The sequence below is a fragment of the Mycobacterium sp. Dal123C01 genome (assembly GCF_052566995.1).
In genome coordinates this window covers 3,357,996-3,372,546 of record NZ_CP199580.1, presented here as the reverse complement: position 1 = coordinate 3,372,546, position 14,551 = coordinate 3,357,996, and the positions used below count along the sequence as shown (strand labels likewise).

Here is a 14,551-nt window from a genome sequence, read left to right as displayed (position 1 = left end):
GGCATCAACGAGGTTTGCTTGCCTTGAGGGCGTACATGACCGGAAATCGGGGCTCGTTCTCGCGCATTGCCCACCACCCGTCACCGGTTTGCACCATCAGCGCCCAGCGGCGCCAAGGCAGCAGTTCCGTCTCGGTCAGGCTTTCGACGGCCAGACCGGCTTGCGTGATCGCGGTGATGACTTCGCCCAAGCCATGTGACCACTCGTAGTGCACGGTGTCACCAGCTAGCGCTGGACCGTCGGTGTAGCTGTGAGTGCTGTCGCGCTCGACGACCCCACGCCCACCAAGGTAGTCGTGCCTGATGATCAAATAGTCTGGCACACCAGGCTTTCGAGTAGGACCAAGCGCATTGAACAGCGGATGGAACTCCACCAGGTACAGGAAGCCGCCGCGTTTCAGCAGGCCGGATATCGTCTGGGCCCATACCGCCAGATCCGGTAGGTAGCACAGGGCGCCCTTGCCGGTATAGACAATGTCGAACCGCTGCGATCCCACCGCCGCAACGGCGTCGTAAACGTCGGCGTGAATGTACTCGATTGGTAGGCCGGCCTGGCCCGCGATGCGTTGCGCCTCGTGCACGGAGGCACCCGAGAAATCCAGCCCGGTGGTGCGAGCACCTTTGAGCGCAAATGCCATTGTCTCCGTGCCCAAATGGCATTGCAGGTGGAGGACTTCGCGCCCCTGCAGCTCTCCGAGATCACTCCACTCGAAAGGAGCAAACCAGCTCATCGGGTCACGATCGCCGATTCCGTAGAAGTCACTACCCACGTGGATCGGGGCGCGAGCATCCCAATTGCGTATGTTCGCAGCCATTTTCGCCTGGGTTTCTTCGTCGAACACGCCATCTAACTCTGCCGCAAGCTGATCCTCGAAACGACACCTCTGCGCGCTTCGTCCAGATCGCCACGCGAAGTGGCTGCCGCGGATTCGCGACGTCGGCGCAAGGCAATGTTGGCCGTCGACGTGCTGCGATACATTGATAATTCGCCTACTGGGTTCAACGCGGAACGGGGCATCATGGGATTCATCACGCCGGACCTTCCAGACGTCGATCACGACACTTGGCCCACTTTGCCCCGGTCCACGAGGATGCAAGTGGTGACCCGGCATTGGGTGGACCACGGCTTCGGCACCCCGTCGGCGATCTATCTGCTCTATGTGCTCAAGATCGCCGCATATGCGGGTGGGGCCGCAGCGGTCATCTCGTTAACCCCCGGCCTGGGCGGGCTGGATCAAATCGGGATGTGGTGGACGCAGCCGATCGTGTATCAGAAGGTCGTCGTCTTCACCCTGCTGTTCGAGGTGCTCGGCCTGGGCTGCGGATCCGGTCCACTCACGGCGAGGTTCTGGCCTCCGATTGGCGGCTTCCTATTCTGGCTGCGGCCCAAGACGATTCGCTTGCCACCCTGGCCGCGTGTGGTTCCCTTCACGCGGGGCGATTCTCGCACGATCATCGACGTGGCCCTCTACGTCATCGTGCTGGTCTCCGGCACCTGGGCGTTGCTGTCCGCGGGACGTGGCGGCCCCGTCACCCCGGCCGGCGATGTCGGTCTGCTCAATCCGGTTTTGCTGGTGCCCGCGATCATCGCCCTGGCAGTGTTGGGCCTGCGCGACAAAACGGTGTTCCTTGCGGCCCGCGGCGAACACTACTGGCTGACCCTGTTCGTATTCTTCTTCGGTTTCACCGATCAGATCGCAAGCTTCAAGATCATCATGCTCGCACTGTGGTGGGGTGCGGCGACCTCCAAGCTCAACCATCATTTCCCGTACGTCGTGGCAGTGATGACGAGCAACCACCCACTACTGCGGAGCAAATTGTTCAACCGGGTCAAACACCGGCTCTACCGCGACCCGGTCAACGACCTGCGTCCCTCGTGGGTGCCGAAGGCCATGGCGCACGTCGGCGGCACCACGGCCGAATTCCTGGTGCCCTTGGTTCTGGTCTTCTTTGCGGACGGTCACCACTGGGCGTGGTACCTGATCGCCTTCATGGTGATCTTCCACCTCAACATCATTTCCAACCTCCCGATGGGAGTTCCGTTGGAGTGGAACGTGTTCTTGATCTTCTCGCTGTTCTATTTATTCGGGCACTACAGTGCGATTCACGTGACCGACCTGCAGTCACCGCTATTGCTCGCCATCCTTCTGCTCGGGCTCGCCGTGGTGCCAATCCTGGGAAACTTTTTCCCCCAGCAGTTTTCGTTCCTGCCCGCGATGCGCTACTACGCCGGAAACTGGGCGACCAGCGTGTGGTGCTTCCGTGCGGGTGCCGAAGAAAAGATCGAAGCCAACGTCGTGAAAAGCTCCGCGCTGACCGCCAAGCAACTGGCCAAGCTCTACGACCCGGCGACTGCCGAGATCACCATCGACAAGGCCGGCGCCTTTCGATCGATGCACACTCACGGTCGCGCGCTCAATGGGCTGCTGCCTCGCGCCGTCGACAACGAAGCCGACTACCGGATGCGCGAGGGCGAAATCGTCGCCGGCCCCCTGGTCGGCTGGAACTTCGGCGAAGGCCATCTACACAACGAGCAACTGTTGGAGGCCTTGCAGCGACGCTGCCACTTCGACGAGGGCGACGTCCGGGTGGTCATCTTGGAAGGGCAACCGATTCACATCCAACGGCAGTGGTATCGCATCGCGGACGCCAAGACCGGCGTGATCGAGGAAGGCTACGTCAACGTCGAGGACATGTTGACGCGTCAGCCCTGGCCCGAGCCCGGCGACCAGTTCCCCGTCCACCTGACACACGGCGGCGACACCGCCAAGCGGTGACTAGCTGGGAGGACGACGGCTCGCCGGGGCGGTGAAACCTCCGGTGTCATCGAAGAACGCCCATGCGCCGTTGTCATCGACTTCCATGCGCCAACCCAGCTCAGAACTATCCCCCATGGTGTCGATAAACCATGCGTGTGCAGCCTCTGCGCTGTCGAAATCCTTCGCTGCGACTATCTCGCCATGCGGGTCGATAGCTCGAAACGTGGCCATGCGATGTGATTATCCCCTCGCGTCGAGGTTCAATCGCACGTAATTTCAACCGACGGGGGCGTTTTGCCTGCTTACAACGCGCGAGTCAATTGATTCGCGAGGAGTTCAGCGAATCGCGCCGGATCGTCCAGCGCGCCACCTTCCGCCAGTAGCGCGGTTCCGTATAACAATTCCGCGGTCTCGGCGACTGTGGAATCGTCGGGCCGATCTTGATGCGCTTGGCGCAGCCCGGTGATGAGCGGATGATCCGGATTGAGTTCGAGAATCCGCTTCCCAATGGGAATGGTTTGCCCGGAGGCCTGGTAGATGCGCGCGAGCGCCGGACTCATTCCGAAGGCGTCGGTGATCAGGCAGGCCGGCGAATCGGTCAAGCGAGTCGACAGCCGGACCTCCTTGACGTGGTCGATCAAGGTCTCCTTCAACCAGGTCAGCACGTCGGCGAATTCTTTCTCCTGTTCCTCACGTTCGGCGTCGCTCTTGTCCTCGCCGGAGTCGAGATCCACCTCGCCCTTGGCCACCGACTGCAGCGCTTTGCCGTCGAACTCGGTCACAGTGCCCACCCAGACCTCGTCGACGGGGTCGGTGAGCAGCAGGACCTCGTAACCCTTGGCTTTGAAGGCCTCGAGGTGCGGTGACTTCAGGATCTGCTGCCGCGTCTCGCCGGTGGCGTAGAAGATCTGCTCCTGCCCCTCCTTCATGCGCTCGACGTACTCGGCGAGGGTGGTGGCTTCCTCGTCACTGTGCGTCGACGCGAACGAGGAGATTTGCAGCAAGGTGTCCTGGTTGTCGGCGTCCGACAGCAGGCCCTCCTTGAGAACCCTGCCGAATTGGGTCCAGAAGGTGCGATAGTCCTCCGGACGCTCGGACTGCAGATCCTTGATCGTGGACAGAACCTTCTTGGTCAGCCGGCGACGAATCGCGTTGATCTGCCGATCTTGCTGCAGGATCTCGCGAGAGACGTTGAGCGACAGGTCTTGTGCGTCGACCACACCTTTGATGAACCGCAGGTACTCCGGCATGAGCTGGTCACAATCGCCCATGATGAACACCCGCTTGACATACAGCTGGACCCCGATCTTGGCATCCCGGTTGAACAGGTCGAACGGGGCGTGCGACGGGATGAAAAGCAAGGCCTGGTACTCAAAGGTGCCCTCGGCCTTCATCGCGATGACCTCGAGCGGGTCGTCCCAGGCGTGCGCGACGTGCTTGTAGAACTCCGTGTACTCCTCGTCGGACACTTCGTCTTTAGGCCTGGCCCACAGCGCCTTCATCGAGTTCAGGGTCTCGGTCTCGATGGTGACGACCTCTTCGCCACCGTCCTCCCCGCCTTCTTGGGAGGCGGGGGTGCGTCGCTCGACCTGCATCCGGATCGGCCACGCAATGAAGTCCGAGTACTGCTTGACGAGGCTCTTGATCTTCCAGTCCGAGGTGTAATCGTGCAGCTCGTCTTCGGCGTCTTCGGGTTTGAGGTGCAAGGTGACGGCGGTTCCCTGCGGGGCGTCTTCCACGGATTCGATGGTGTAGGTGCCCTCGCCACTCGATTCCCACCTGGTGGCTTCGCTTTCGCCGGCCTTATGGGTCAGTAGCTCGACCTTGTCGGCCACCATGAACGACGAGTAGAAGCCGATACCGAACTGACCGATCAGTTCGTCCGAGGCGGCCTCGTTCTTGGCCTCCTTTAGCTGCTGGCGCAGCTCGGCGGTGCCCGATTTGGCGAGGGTTCCGATCAGACCAATGACCTCGTCACGGGTCATGCCGATGCCGTTGTCGCGGATCGTCAATGTGCGGGCGCCTTTGTCCACGTCGATCTCGATGTGGAGGTCGGAGGTGTCGACGTCGAGGTCCTTGTTGCGGAACGCTTCAAGCCGGAGCTTGTCCAGTGCGTCGGAGGCGTTCGAGATCAACTCCCGCAGAAACGAGTCCTTGTTGGAGTAGACCGAATGGACCATCAAATCCAGAAGTTGTCGTGCCTCGGCCTGAAATTCCAACTGCTCAACACCTGCGCTCATGGGATGCAAATCTACCGAGGTGCTGACTCACCGGTGCCCCGAGGGTTCTTGCCGGGTTCTACCCTGTAGAGGTCATGGCCGCCGGTGAAGGGAATTCGGGTGTCTGTTGCTCAACGCGAACGTGCCGCCCTCGTCGACACCATGCGCAGCCTCGGGCCGGATGCCCCCACCTTGTGCGACGGTTGGACCACCCGAGATTTGGCCGCCCACCTCGTGATTCGTGAGTATCGTCTCGACGCCTCCCCCGGCATCCTGATCCCGCGCTTCGCCGGCCACACCGCCAAGGTGCAAAACGAGGTGGCCGGGCAGACGGATTGGGATGCGCTGCTGGACAAAGTCGCGTCCGGCCCGCCGGTCTACTCACCATTGAAACTGCTCGACCCGGTGGCCAATATCGGCGAGATGTTCATCCATCACGAGGACGTGCGCCGCGCGCAGTCGAGCTGGACGCCGCGCGTTCTGGAACCGGCCCTGGCCAAAAGCCTGCGCCGCACGCTGCCGTTGATGGCGCGAATGACGCTCAGCAAGGTGCCCGGCCGGGTCGCGTTGCGCAGCTTGGAGGGCAAGACGGTGCTGATCGCGGGCAGTGGCCCGGCGGTCACGGTGACCGGTGCGCCCGAGGAGCTGCTGCTGTTCTCTGTCGGGCGGCAGGCCCAGGTCGAGTTCGACGGCGACGCGGCTGCGGTGCAGGCGGTGCGCGACGCGCCCAAGGGCTTGTAGTCGACGTCGTGATCTGCACCGCCGACATGCGTCCGCCAGTCACACGTGCCACATCAGCATCGCAGAGCGCCGGGCCACATCGTCTTCAAAAGCGCTAGCGCATGCGATATCGCATTTGAAAACATCTACATCCCATCCTATTTGGTACCGATGTGTCCGGTGTGCAGATTCCAATTGACGTCACAGATCGCGTCGACCGAAGGTCTCGCGCAGATCCTTTTTGATGACTTTGCCGAATTGGTTGCGCGGCAAGGTGTCCACGATGACGAGGCTTTCGGGATGCTTGTAGCGGCTCAGCCCTAGCGAATGGCAGTGCTGCACCAGGGATTCCAATGACACGCCCTCGTCCGAAGTGGGCACCACCACCGCGCACACCCGCTCGCCTGCGCTGTGGTCGGGCACGCCGATGACCGCGACGTCGGCGACGGAGGGATGGGTGGCGAGCACATTTTCGATCTCGAGGGCCGAGACGTTCTCCGCGTTGCGGATGATCGCGTCCTTGATTCGGCCGGTGACGCGGACGTTGCCGTCGGCGTCGATCAGGCCGAGATCGCCGGTGCGCAGCCAGCCATCCTCGTCGAACGCGTCGGCGTCGAGCGCGGCATCTGCGTAGCCGAGGAAGCATTGAGGTCCCTTGAGCCGTAGCTCACCATCGACGACGCGGACGCTAACCCCCGGTACCGGTGCGCCGACGGTGTAGTCGAGCACCTCGGCCGCGGCGTCAAGAGGTGGTGAGGTCGCCACCGGGAATTCGGTCATCCCCCACGCATTGGCGACGCCGGCCGTTCCGAAGGTTTCGCGGACTTGACGCCCTAGTTCGGCGGTGATGGGTGCGCCTCCGGCGATGCAACCCCGCAGGGCACCGAAGAGCGGCTGATCACCATGGGCTCGTTGCGCCTCCAGGAAGGCCACGAAAAACGGCGTGGCCGTGCCCAGGAATGTCGGATGGTGTGCCGCGATGGCAAGTGGAGTCGCGACCGGGTCGAACACCTCGAACAACGCCAGGCGCATACCGGTCATCAGCGCGGCGGCCACCATCGCGGCCCCGCCGATGTGGGCGATCGGAAAGGCAATCGGATCCACATCGCCGGCGGTGATACCCATCGCGGTCACCAGCCCTCGCGAGCCGGCGATCACCGTGCTGTCGGTGTGACGAATCCCTTTGGGCGCCGCGGTCGTTCCTGACGAGTAGTAGATCCATTGGGTCTCACCGTCGGGTGCCGGTGCGGGCGGGAGGGCATCAGCGCCGGCACGAGGCAGCCGAAGCTCACCGGCGAGCGGGGGTGTCGCCAGGTCGACGGTGATAACCTCGAAGCCCTTGACCGAGGCCAACTCCCGAGCAAGCTCACCGTGATCGAATCCCCGCCAAAGCTCGGGCACCACAAGGAATTCGGTAGCCAGTTGCTCGGTGATGAAGCCGACCTCACGTGCCCGCAGTATCGGGATGATCGGATTTTGCACCGCACCGAGTCGAGTGAGCGCCGCCATGACCACCACGGCCTCGAGCGTGGTCGGCAGCTGCCAGGACACCATCGTTCCCGCGCCGACCCCACGTTCGGCGAACGCGGCGGCCGTCGCGGATGCGGCATCGTGAAGCTGACGTGCGCTCAGGCTCCGGCCGTAGTCGTCGGCGAGAACCGGCCGATTCGGTTGGCGCTGAGCCGCATCGGCGATCAGCGTCCAGTAGGTGACGTCCTTGCCGGTCGTCATCCGGCCGGCGGCAAGTCCGAGGGTGGTCGAAATCCGGAGTGCGCTATGGAGACGGCCACGGCGCTGCCGACTGGCCCCAGATGGTCTAGGACAACGGCTGAGCCGTTGGCGACCCCGTCATCGCTGTAGTGAGTGAGTGCGGCCAGCCCGATATGTGGCCCTTCGGGCAGTCGGCTCAGGGTGAGCGTGTAGTCGACGTTGATGAACTGCAACGCCCTCGTGCCCCAGTTGGCGATTGCGGCCGTGACGTCGGCACACAGCGCCACGCGGGCGAATGCGGTGAGAGGCTCGTCGTCGATCAATGGGCGTGTTTCATGAAGCCACGTGTATTTCGGTCCGGTCGTGTCCCAGTCGGAGTCGGGATTCTGCAGCTCGCCGCCCCAGCCATAGGTCCGCAGGAACAGTGTCGGGTATTCACCGTCATGCTCGATGGGCAGTTGCGGCATCTGCAGTGGCTGTGACCAGACACTGCCGTCGGGCTGCGGTCCGCGCCGCAAAAACAGCGCGCTGGCCCGGGCGACCGGTTCGCCACGCTGGATGAGAAGCGCCTCAACCAGGCGTAATCGCCGACGTTCGTGTTGCACCCGGGTGTGCACCTCGAACGGCTCCAGCGCGGCGGGTGCGGGCAGGTCCACCGTCAGCCGCGCAGGTTGTAACTGCGGGTCATCGACCGTGCTTTCGAGCACCCGGGCCAATATGCCACCGACGACGTGTCCGCTCATTGACGGGCCCCATCCACCGCGCGCCATTGCCGTTGGCACGTAACGGCTTTCGTCGCGCAGAAAGTACGGTCTCGACGCCGTTGAATCCACGTCGTCCGGCTGGATATTGGACTCGGTCACCACATGACTCTCCACACGAACAGGGCTTTCATGAAACTCCTCTGAGGTAAGCAACAGTAAATGTTACAGTTCGTCTTCCAAGCAATACGATGCGTGGCTGCGGTTTGTGTCAAACACCCACGCGCACAGAAGTATTGCCTTTCGCCGAACACCGGTTCGCACAGACTCAGCCGGCCACATCGCGCAAAGTCGAGCCGCTGGTGCTCGCGCCGCATCGAATGCTGAGGGATCGCCAAAGCGTCCGCACGGGTACGTCACAGCCAACTCATAGGTGAGCTATCTAGTGTCGAGCGAGTTGGGGGTCAGCATTCGATATGTCCACTAGTAGATGAGTGGTGGGGGGAAATATGGAACTCAAGCAACTGATTGCGGCGGCAACGCTCGCCGGCGCCTTTAGCGCGGCAGCGCTGGGTATGGGCGCGGGTTTGGCCAATGCCGCTCCAGGATCACCGCCGCCGGCTCCGGCCGGCCATGGCGCGCCAGCGTCCGGAGGCGTGCACGCGCCGACCGGGCCAAATGATCCGGGTGGACCCGGTGGACCCGGCGGCCCAGGTGGCCCCGGCCCGGGTGGGCCAGGTGGACCCGGCGGACCTGGGGAACACGGTCCGGGCGGACCCGGTGGACCTCCCGGTGGACCCGGCGGGCCCGGTGGTCCCGGTGGTCCCGGTGGGCCTGGCGAGCACGGTCCGGGCGGACCCGGTGGACCTCCCGGTGGGCCCGGCGGACCGGGCGGACCTGGACACCCAGGCGGCCCCGGTTTCAATGGTCCGGGTGGACCTGGTGGGCCCGGTGGGCCCGGTGGCCCGGGCGGACCCGGCGGTCCTTGGCACGGCGATGCTCAGCGTGGCTACTTCAACCGAGCCCCGTGGGGCGACGGACCTGGCCCTTGGGGCTACGGCGAGCCACCCCGGCCGGACTGGGGACGGCCGCTCCCGCCGCCCGGTGGACGCTGGGACAATGGCCCGATCAACTACTGGGGCTACCAGGAAACACCCGTGTGGAATCCCGGATTCAACCAGTGGGGCTTCGACTTCTTCGGAGTCTGGATCCCGCTGTAAATAGCTGACCCCGACTGATCACGACGCCCGTTTCGCCGCTTGGCGAGGCGGGCGTCGTGCTAACCCGGCGGCTCGCGCGGCGCAGTTGTCTGGAACGCTTTACACTTCTGGCGTGAAACTGCGGATGACTGTCGGCGTCTGCGCGCGCTGGTGAAATCGCGGTGACCATACGACGTTTCGTCGCCATCGGCATCGTCGCGATGCTGGCCGCGGGCTGCGCGCCGGCACGGGCCGCCGGGCCGCGCACTATCACGCTGACGCTGGTGCGACATGCGCAGTCGGCGGCCAACGCGTCGGGCCTGATCGACACCTCGACCCCCGGTCCGGAACTCTCACCAAGGGGGTGGTGCCAAGCGACTTTGGTGGCCCCGCAATTGGCCCCGAACCACTACGACGGCGTCTACGCCTCGAGCATGATCCGGACCCAGGAGACGGCCACACCGACGGCGCAGGCGTTGGACGAACCCATTACCGTGCTGCCCGGGCTGCGCGAAATCGAGGCCGGTCAGTTCGAAGGCGCTCCCGAAGCCACCATCGCGCAGACCTACTTCGCCGCCCCGACGCGTTGGCTGCAGGGTGACCGCAGCGCCCGAATCCCCGGCTCCGTGGACGGCAACGAGTTCGACGCGCGCTTCGATGAAGCCGTCCAACGCATTTACGACAGCGGCCAGCAGAATCCCGTGGCGTTCTCACACAGCGCGGCGATCATGTTTTGGGTGCAGATGAACGTGCGCAATCCCGACCCGTCGCTGGTGAAAACCAAGTCGTTGCCGAACGTCGGCCACGTGGTGCTCACCGGAAATCCGTCAGAAGGCTGGACATTGACCGAGTGGGATGCCGATCCCCCGCCGTGCTGATTTCCTGACCCAGCCCTCAGCCCTTGATGCCGACGGTGATCACGTCGGACACGAACCGGATCCATGCGGGTCGAGGGATTCGGTGCTGGTCGCTCACGGTGAACCCGGCGCTTTCGAAGATCGCTCGCACCTCGGCCGCTGACGCATTGTGCTGCGGTTTCCACCTATTCGCTGCCCGTGACTGCAGCAGCGTCTGCCGGGTGCTCAGCGCGGAGACGGCCGCCAGTCCGCCGGGCGCCAGTACCCGATGGAACTCCCGGAGCGCCGCAGGCTGGTCGAAGAAGTGAAACGCCGAGGTCGTCACGACCGCGTCGAGGGCGCCATCGTCAAAGGGCAGCTGCTCGGCCGGGCCGCGCAACCACTGCACCCGATCGGATCTGGCGCGGGCCTGGGCGAGCATCCCGTCGGACATGTCTACCCCGTAGATCGCCTCGGGGTGTAGTTCACGCTCGATACGGTCGCTGAGAATGCCTGTGCCACAGGCGATGTCAGCGATCTTGCGCGATTGGTGGTCACGCAGTCGTGCGATCACCTCGTCGTGCGGCGGGCGGTAAACCCACTGTTGCAAAATCGGCTGGTCGTAAACCGGGGCTAGGAAACTCCACACTCGGGTGATGGCGCTGTTGAGCCCCCGGCGTCGCGGTGCGGTCATGTGAAATGTCTAGTGCCGACCCGGCGCCCCGGGTCCACCGGGGCCGCCAGGCCCACCCGGTCCCCCGGGACCGCCGGGGCCGCCAGGTCCCCCGGGACCGCCCGGCCCTCCGGGCCCATTGGCGGCCGGCAGCACGAAAACGCATTGGTTCAACTCGACGCTCCAGGCCCACCCCGGCGCGCATTCTCCGTCGGCCCGGCTGACCGCCGGCGCGGCGAGCCCGGTCGTCGGCAAACTCGCCAACACAAGAGCAAACACGCCAACCGCGCACCGCCGCAGCAACGCTGGGCGGCGAGTCGGCACCGCGGTTGTCTTGGTCATGTCGGTTCTCCTCCCCGGAAAAATCCAGCCAGCAGCTGGTGCACATCATTGTGCTCCAGCGAACCCCGATCGCGTTCCGGATTCGCCGGCCACTCCTGCAGGCAGCAAAATCACAAAGTTCCGACACAGGAAAGCCGTTTAACGTGGCGGTGTGACTGATCGTCAAGAACGCGCAATGTCCTTCGGATCGATTGCGGAAGACTATGACGGGCTGCGGCCCCAGGCCCCGCAGGAAGCAGTGGACTGGCTGGTGCCTCCCGGTTGCGAGGTGGCCGTCGACGTAGGGGCGGGAACCGGACTGTTCACCCGCACCCTGGTGGACAGAGCCGCACAAGTTATCGCGGTGGAGCCCGATGCGCGAATGCGCAAGGTACTTGCGGAGCGATCCCCGGGAGTCCGTGCGCTCGAGGGGCGCGGCGAGTCGATCCCCCTTCCTGATGCTGCCGCCGACGCGGTGTTCGTCTCGTCGGCGTGGCACTGGATGGATCACGATCGAACCATTCCCGAGATCGGTCGGGTGCTGCGCGACGGCGGCCGCCTCGGCCTGATCTGGACGAGCCGAGACCGCGAGGTGGACTGGGTGCGTGACCTCGGCCGGCTGCCCAGCCAAGACCTCGAAGAGGTGCAATCGGCCGCCCGATTCCAGCAGCGTCTGCACTTCGACCTTCCCGAGCCGCAGATCTTCCACAACATCGCGCGCGAAGTCTTCCGGTTTGTGCGGACGATGACAGTCGAGGACGCCATCGCGATGTTGGGGACCTACAGTCGGGCCATCATCGCCTCGCCGGACGACCGCGCCCAGACCTTCGCCGACGCACGCGCCGCGCTGCAGGCACGCTTTCCCGGTGCCGACACGGTTGATATCCCGATGCGCGCGTGGTGTTGGCGTGCCGATCGCATTGCCCGCGGCGCGGGGCTTTAGGCGGATACTTCAGTGCGATTCCCACGCTCGTGGTGCTGATGTGATTAATGGTGCACACTCCGGACCCGCTCGAATGAGCTACCGGGGCACGCTAGGCTGTGCCAGCGCCACCCACCCGATGCCCCCTGAGGTCGGCCAGACATACCACAACTGAAGATCCGGGATCCTTAATGAAATTTGTTTTGGCAAATTATGGAACTCGGGGGGATATCGAGCCGTCAGTCGCTGTCGGCCGGGAACTGCTACGCAGAGGGCACGACGTGCATATGGCCGTCTCGCCCGACCTGGTTGGCTTCGCCGAAACGGCCGGCCTTAGCGCTGTCGCCTATGGGCTGAACACGCAGGAATGGCTGGACACCTACCGCGACTTCTGGGCGGCTGCCTTCCACAATTATTGGAAAATCCCCGATCTGATCAGGATGTGGCGCGAACTTCGCGACTCCGTCATCCGGAGTTGGGTGCACATGAGCGCGACACTGACGCCGCTGGCCGACGGGGCCGACGTGCTGTTCACCGGCGAGAGTTTCATGGAAACCGCGGCCAACGTCGCCGAGTACCACGACATGCCGTTGGCCACCTTGCACTACGTCCCGATACGTGCCAACGGGCAGCTCGTCCCGAGCATGCCGCCGCCGTTGGTCCGCTCCGCCATGAACGTGTCCAACTGGCTGACGTGGCGGATGACAAAACATCTCGAGGACGCGCAGCGCCATGCATTAGGGCTTCCGAAGGCAACGCGTCCCGCCTCGCGCCGGATCGCCGATCGCGGAACGCTGGAAATCCAGGCTTATGACAAGGCCTGCTTCCCCGGGCTTGAAGCCGAATGGGCGAAATGGAATGGGCAGCGGCCCTTCGTCGGCGCGCTGACGATGGAATTGACGACGGACGCCGACGAGGAAGTCGCGTCATGGATTGCCGCGGGAACCCCGCCGATCTGCTTCGGCTTCGGCAGCATGCGAGTCGAATCTCCTGCCGACACGGTCGAAATGATCGGCGCAGCCTGCGCGCAATTGGGTGAGCGGGCGTTGGTGTGCTCCGGTTGGAGTGACTTCAGCGACGTGCCACAGTTCGACAACGTCAAAGTGGTCGGCGAGATCAACTACGCCGCAATCTTTCCCGCGTGCCGCGCGGTCGTGCACCACGGGGGCACGGGCACCACGGCCGCAGGCCTGCGCGCTGGAGTTCCCACATTGATTCTCTCGATGGACCTGGTTCAGACGATCTGGGGAGCTCGAGTCAGCCGATTGAAGGTCGGTGCCGCCCGGCGATTTGCGAACACGACCCGCGAATCGCTGGTCGCCGACCTGCGCCAGATTCTCACCCCGGAATGCGTCACCCGGTCCCGCGAGTTCGCCACTCGGATGACCAAACCCGACGCGAGCGTCGGAAACGCCGCCGATCTCCTGGAAAACCTTGCCAGCCAGAAGCGTTCGGCCTGAGGCGCCTCAGCCCAGTTCTGCGCTCAGGTAGCTGATCGTGCGCCGAAACTCAGCCAGCAGTTCATGATCGGGCAGGGCAAACCCGTTTGAGGCGTACAGCTCTTCGGTGGGGTACTGCGTGACCCGCCAGCCAGTACCCGTCAGATGCTCGCTGGCTTGGCGGCGCTCGCCGACCCACACTAGGTCGGCGACGTCGAAATCCAATCCGTGCTTGCGCCAACCGCTGCGGAAAGCCCGCGCGCGTTCGTCGGTGAACACGCGCATGTCAGTGATGTTTTCAGTGGCCAGGCGGCTGCCGGGCGCGCTGAGCGCGGTGATGTTGTCGAGAAGCCGGTCCTGGGCATCCGGCGGCAGGTAGGGCAGCAGGCCTTCGGCGATCCACGCGGTGGGGGCGGTGGCGTCAAAGAAGTTGTCGCGCAGGGCGGTAGGCCAATCATCACGCAGGTCGACGCCGACCGCGCGGCGTTCGGCGGTCGGTTCGGCGCCGATCTGAGCGAACGTGGTGCCCTTGAAAACGATCACCTCGGGCTGGTCCACCTCGAACACCACGGTGCCTGCCGGCCAAGGCAACCGGTAAGCCCGCGCGTCGAGCCCAGCGGCCAGGATGACGGCCTGACGGATCCCGCTCGAGGTCGCAGTGCGGAAGAAATCGTCGAAAAACCTTGTGCGCACAGCCATCTGCTCGCAGCGCTGCCGCTCTGTCAAGGGCACGTCTTCGTCGTCAAGAGGAATATCGCCGTCGAGCATGCGAGTGAAGAATGGGTGCCCCACCGCCCGGACCAACGGCTCGGCGAACCGATCGTCGAGCAGCGGATCCGGACCGCGTGAAGCCAGCGCCCGAGACGCCGCCACCATTGTCGCGGTCGCTCCCACGCTGGAGGCCAGGTCCCAGCTGTCCCCTTCGGTACGCGCCGCACCATCCGATGACACCGTTACCCCCCATCCTGAAACCGACCCACACGGGCAGAAATTCGATATCAGTCACCATAACTTGGATCGCATCAGCATGACCCGCAGGAAGCAGTGCAACAA

General features: G+C 64.2%; 14 protein-coding genes. 6 read left to right on the top strand and 8 right to left on the bottom strand.

The genetic code is table 11. From position 1 onward, the window contains the following. Nucleotides 1–4 precede the first annotated feature (4 nt). Entirely contained in the window at nt 5–1,057 is a 1,053-nt protein-coding gene (locus tag ACTXG5_RS15870; protein ID WP_445159714.1) for a class I SAM-dependent methyltransferase, read from the bottom strand. Here ACTXG5_RS15870 and ACTXG5_RS15865 point away from each other — a divergent pair. Further along, entirely contained in the window at nt 1,019–2,776 is a 1,758-nt protein-coding gene (locus ACTXG5_RS15865) for a DUF3556 domain-containing protein (RefSeq protein ID WP_445159713.1), read from the top strand. The two genes, ACTXG5_RS15870 and ACTXG5_RS15865, sit on opposite strands and share 39 nt — an antisense overlap. Here the strand turns inward: ACTXG5_RS15865 and ACTXG5_RS15860 are convergent, their stop codons facing one another. Next, complete coding sequence (locus tag ACTXG5_RS15860) at nt 2,777–2,989, bottom strand: hypothetical protein (protein WP_445159712.1); 213 nt, start codon at nt 2,987–2,989, stop codon at nt 2,777–2,779. It abuts the gene before it with no gap. Between the two features lie 71 nt (nt 2,990–3,060). Then, nucleotides 3,061–4,998: a molecular chaperone HtpG gene (gene htpG / locus ACTXG5_RS15855; RefSeq protein ID WP_445159711.1), complete on the bottom strand. Its 1,938-nt coding sequence runs from the start codon at nt 4,996–4,998 to the stop codon at nt 3,061–3,063. A 99-nt stretch (nt 4,999–5,097) separates the two neighbouring features. Here htpG and ACTXG5_RS15850 point away from each other — a divergent pair, with 99 nt between their 5' ends. Continuing rightward, nucleotides 5,098–5,718 (top strand): TIGR03085 family metal-binding protein, encoded by a 621-nt coding sequence (locus tag ACTXG5_RS15850; protein WP_445159710.1) that lies wholly within the window; start codon nt 5,098–5,100, stop codon nt 5,716–5,718. A gap of 180 nt (nt 5,719–5,898) precedes the next feature. On the opposite strand, the gene ACTXG5_RS15845 is transcribed toward ACTXG5_RS15850, so the two are convergent. Further along, on the bottom strand, nt 5,899–7,428 hold the full coding sequence (locus ACTXG5_RS15845; protein ID WP_445159709.1) for a class I adenylate-forming enzyme family protein: 1,530 nt from the start codon (nt 7,426–7,428) through the stop codon (nt 5,899–5,901). Continuing rightward, nucleotides 7,425–8,270, bottom strand: a complete 846-nt coding sequence (locus ACTXG5_RS15840) for an acyl-CoA thioesterase domain-containing protein (RefSeq protein ID WP_445159708.1) — start codon at nt 8,268–8,270, stop codon at nt 7,425–7,427. The genes ACTXG5_RS15845 and ACTXG5_RS15840 overlap by 4 nt, the downstream gene beginning before the upstream one ends. A 347-nt stretch (nt 8,271–8,617) precedes the next feature. On the opposite strand from ACTXG5_RS15840, the gene ACTXG5_RS15835 reads away from it, so the two are divergent. Together ACTXG5_RS15835 and ACTXG5_RS15830 are read left to right on the top strand one after the other, a co-directional pair. Further along, complete coding sequence (locus tag ACTXG5_RS15835; protein ID WP_445159707.1) at nt 8,618–9,328, top strand: chitin-binding protein; 711 nt, start codon at nt 8,618–8,620, stop codon at nt 9,326–9,328. 200 nt (nt 9,329–9,528) lie between these two features. Continuing rightward, entirely contained in the window at nt 9,529–10,185 is a 657-nt protein-coding gene (locus ACTXG5_RS15830; RefSeq protein WP_445164443.1) for a histidine phosphatase family protein, read from the top strand. Between the two features lie 16 nt (nt 10,186–10,201). On the opposite strand, the gene ACTXG5_RS15825 is transcribed toward ACTXG5_RS15830, so the two are convergent. Continuing rightward, nucleotides 10,202–10,837 (bottom strand): class I SAM-dependent methyltransferase, encoded by a 636-nt coding sequence (locus ACTXG5_RS15825; RefSeq protein ID WP_445159706.1) that lies wholly within the window; start codon nt 10,835–10,837, stop codon nt 10,202–10,204. Between the two features lie 9 nt (nt 10,838–10,846). After that, nucleotides 10,847–11,158, bottom strand: coding sequence for a hypothetical protein (locus tag ACTXG5_RS15820; RefSeq protein ID WP_445159705.1), 312 nt, complete (start codon nt 11,156–11,158; stop codon nt 10,847–10,849). Between the two features lie 151 nt (nt 11,159–11,309). Between ACTXG5_RS15820 and ACTXG5_RS15815 the strand changes: the two genes are divergently transcribed. Continuing rightward, nucleotides 11,310–12,080 carry a class I SAM-dependent methyltransferase gene (locus tag ACTXG5_RS15815; protein WP_445159704.1) on the top strand — a complete coding sequence of 257 codons (771 nt, stop codon included), beginning with the start codon at nt 11,310–11,312 and terminating at the stop codon, nt 12,078–12,080. Nucleotides 12,081–12,250: 170 nt separating this feature from the next. Then, the gene (locus ACTXG5_RS15810; RefSeq protein ID WP_445159703.1) at nt 12,251–13,519 is read left to right on the top strand and encodes a glycosyltransferase; all 1,269 of its coding nucleotides are present in this window, start codon (nt 12,251–12,253) and stop codon (nt 13,517–13,519) included. A gap of 6 nt (nt 13,520–13,525) precedes the next feature. Here the strand turns inward: ACTXG5_RS15810 and ACTXG5_RS15805 are convergent, their stop codons facing one another. After that, a complete protein-coding gene (locus ACTXG5_RS15805; protein ID WP_445159702.1) occupies nt 13,526–14,449 on the bottom strand; it encodes a class I SAM-dependent methyltransferase in 924 nt (307 codons plus the stop codon). Between the last annotated feature and the right edge of the window lie 102 nt (nt 14,450–14,551).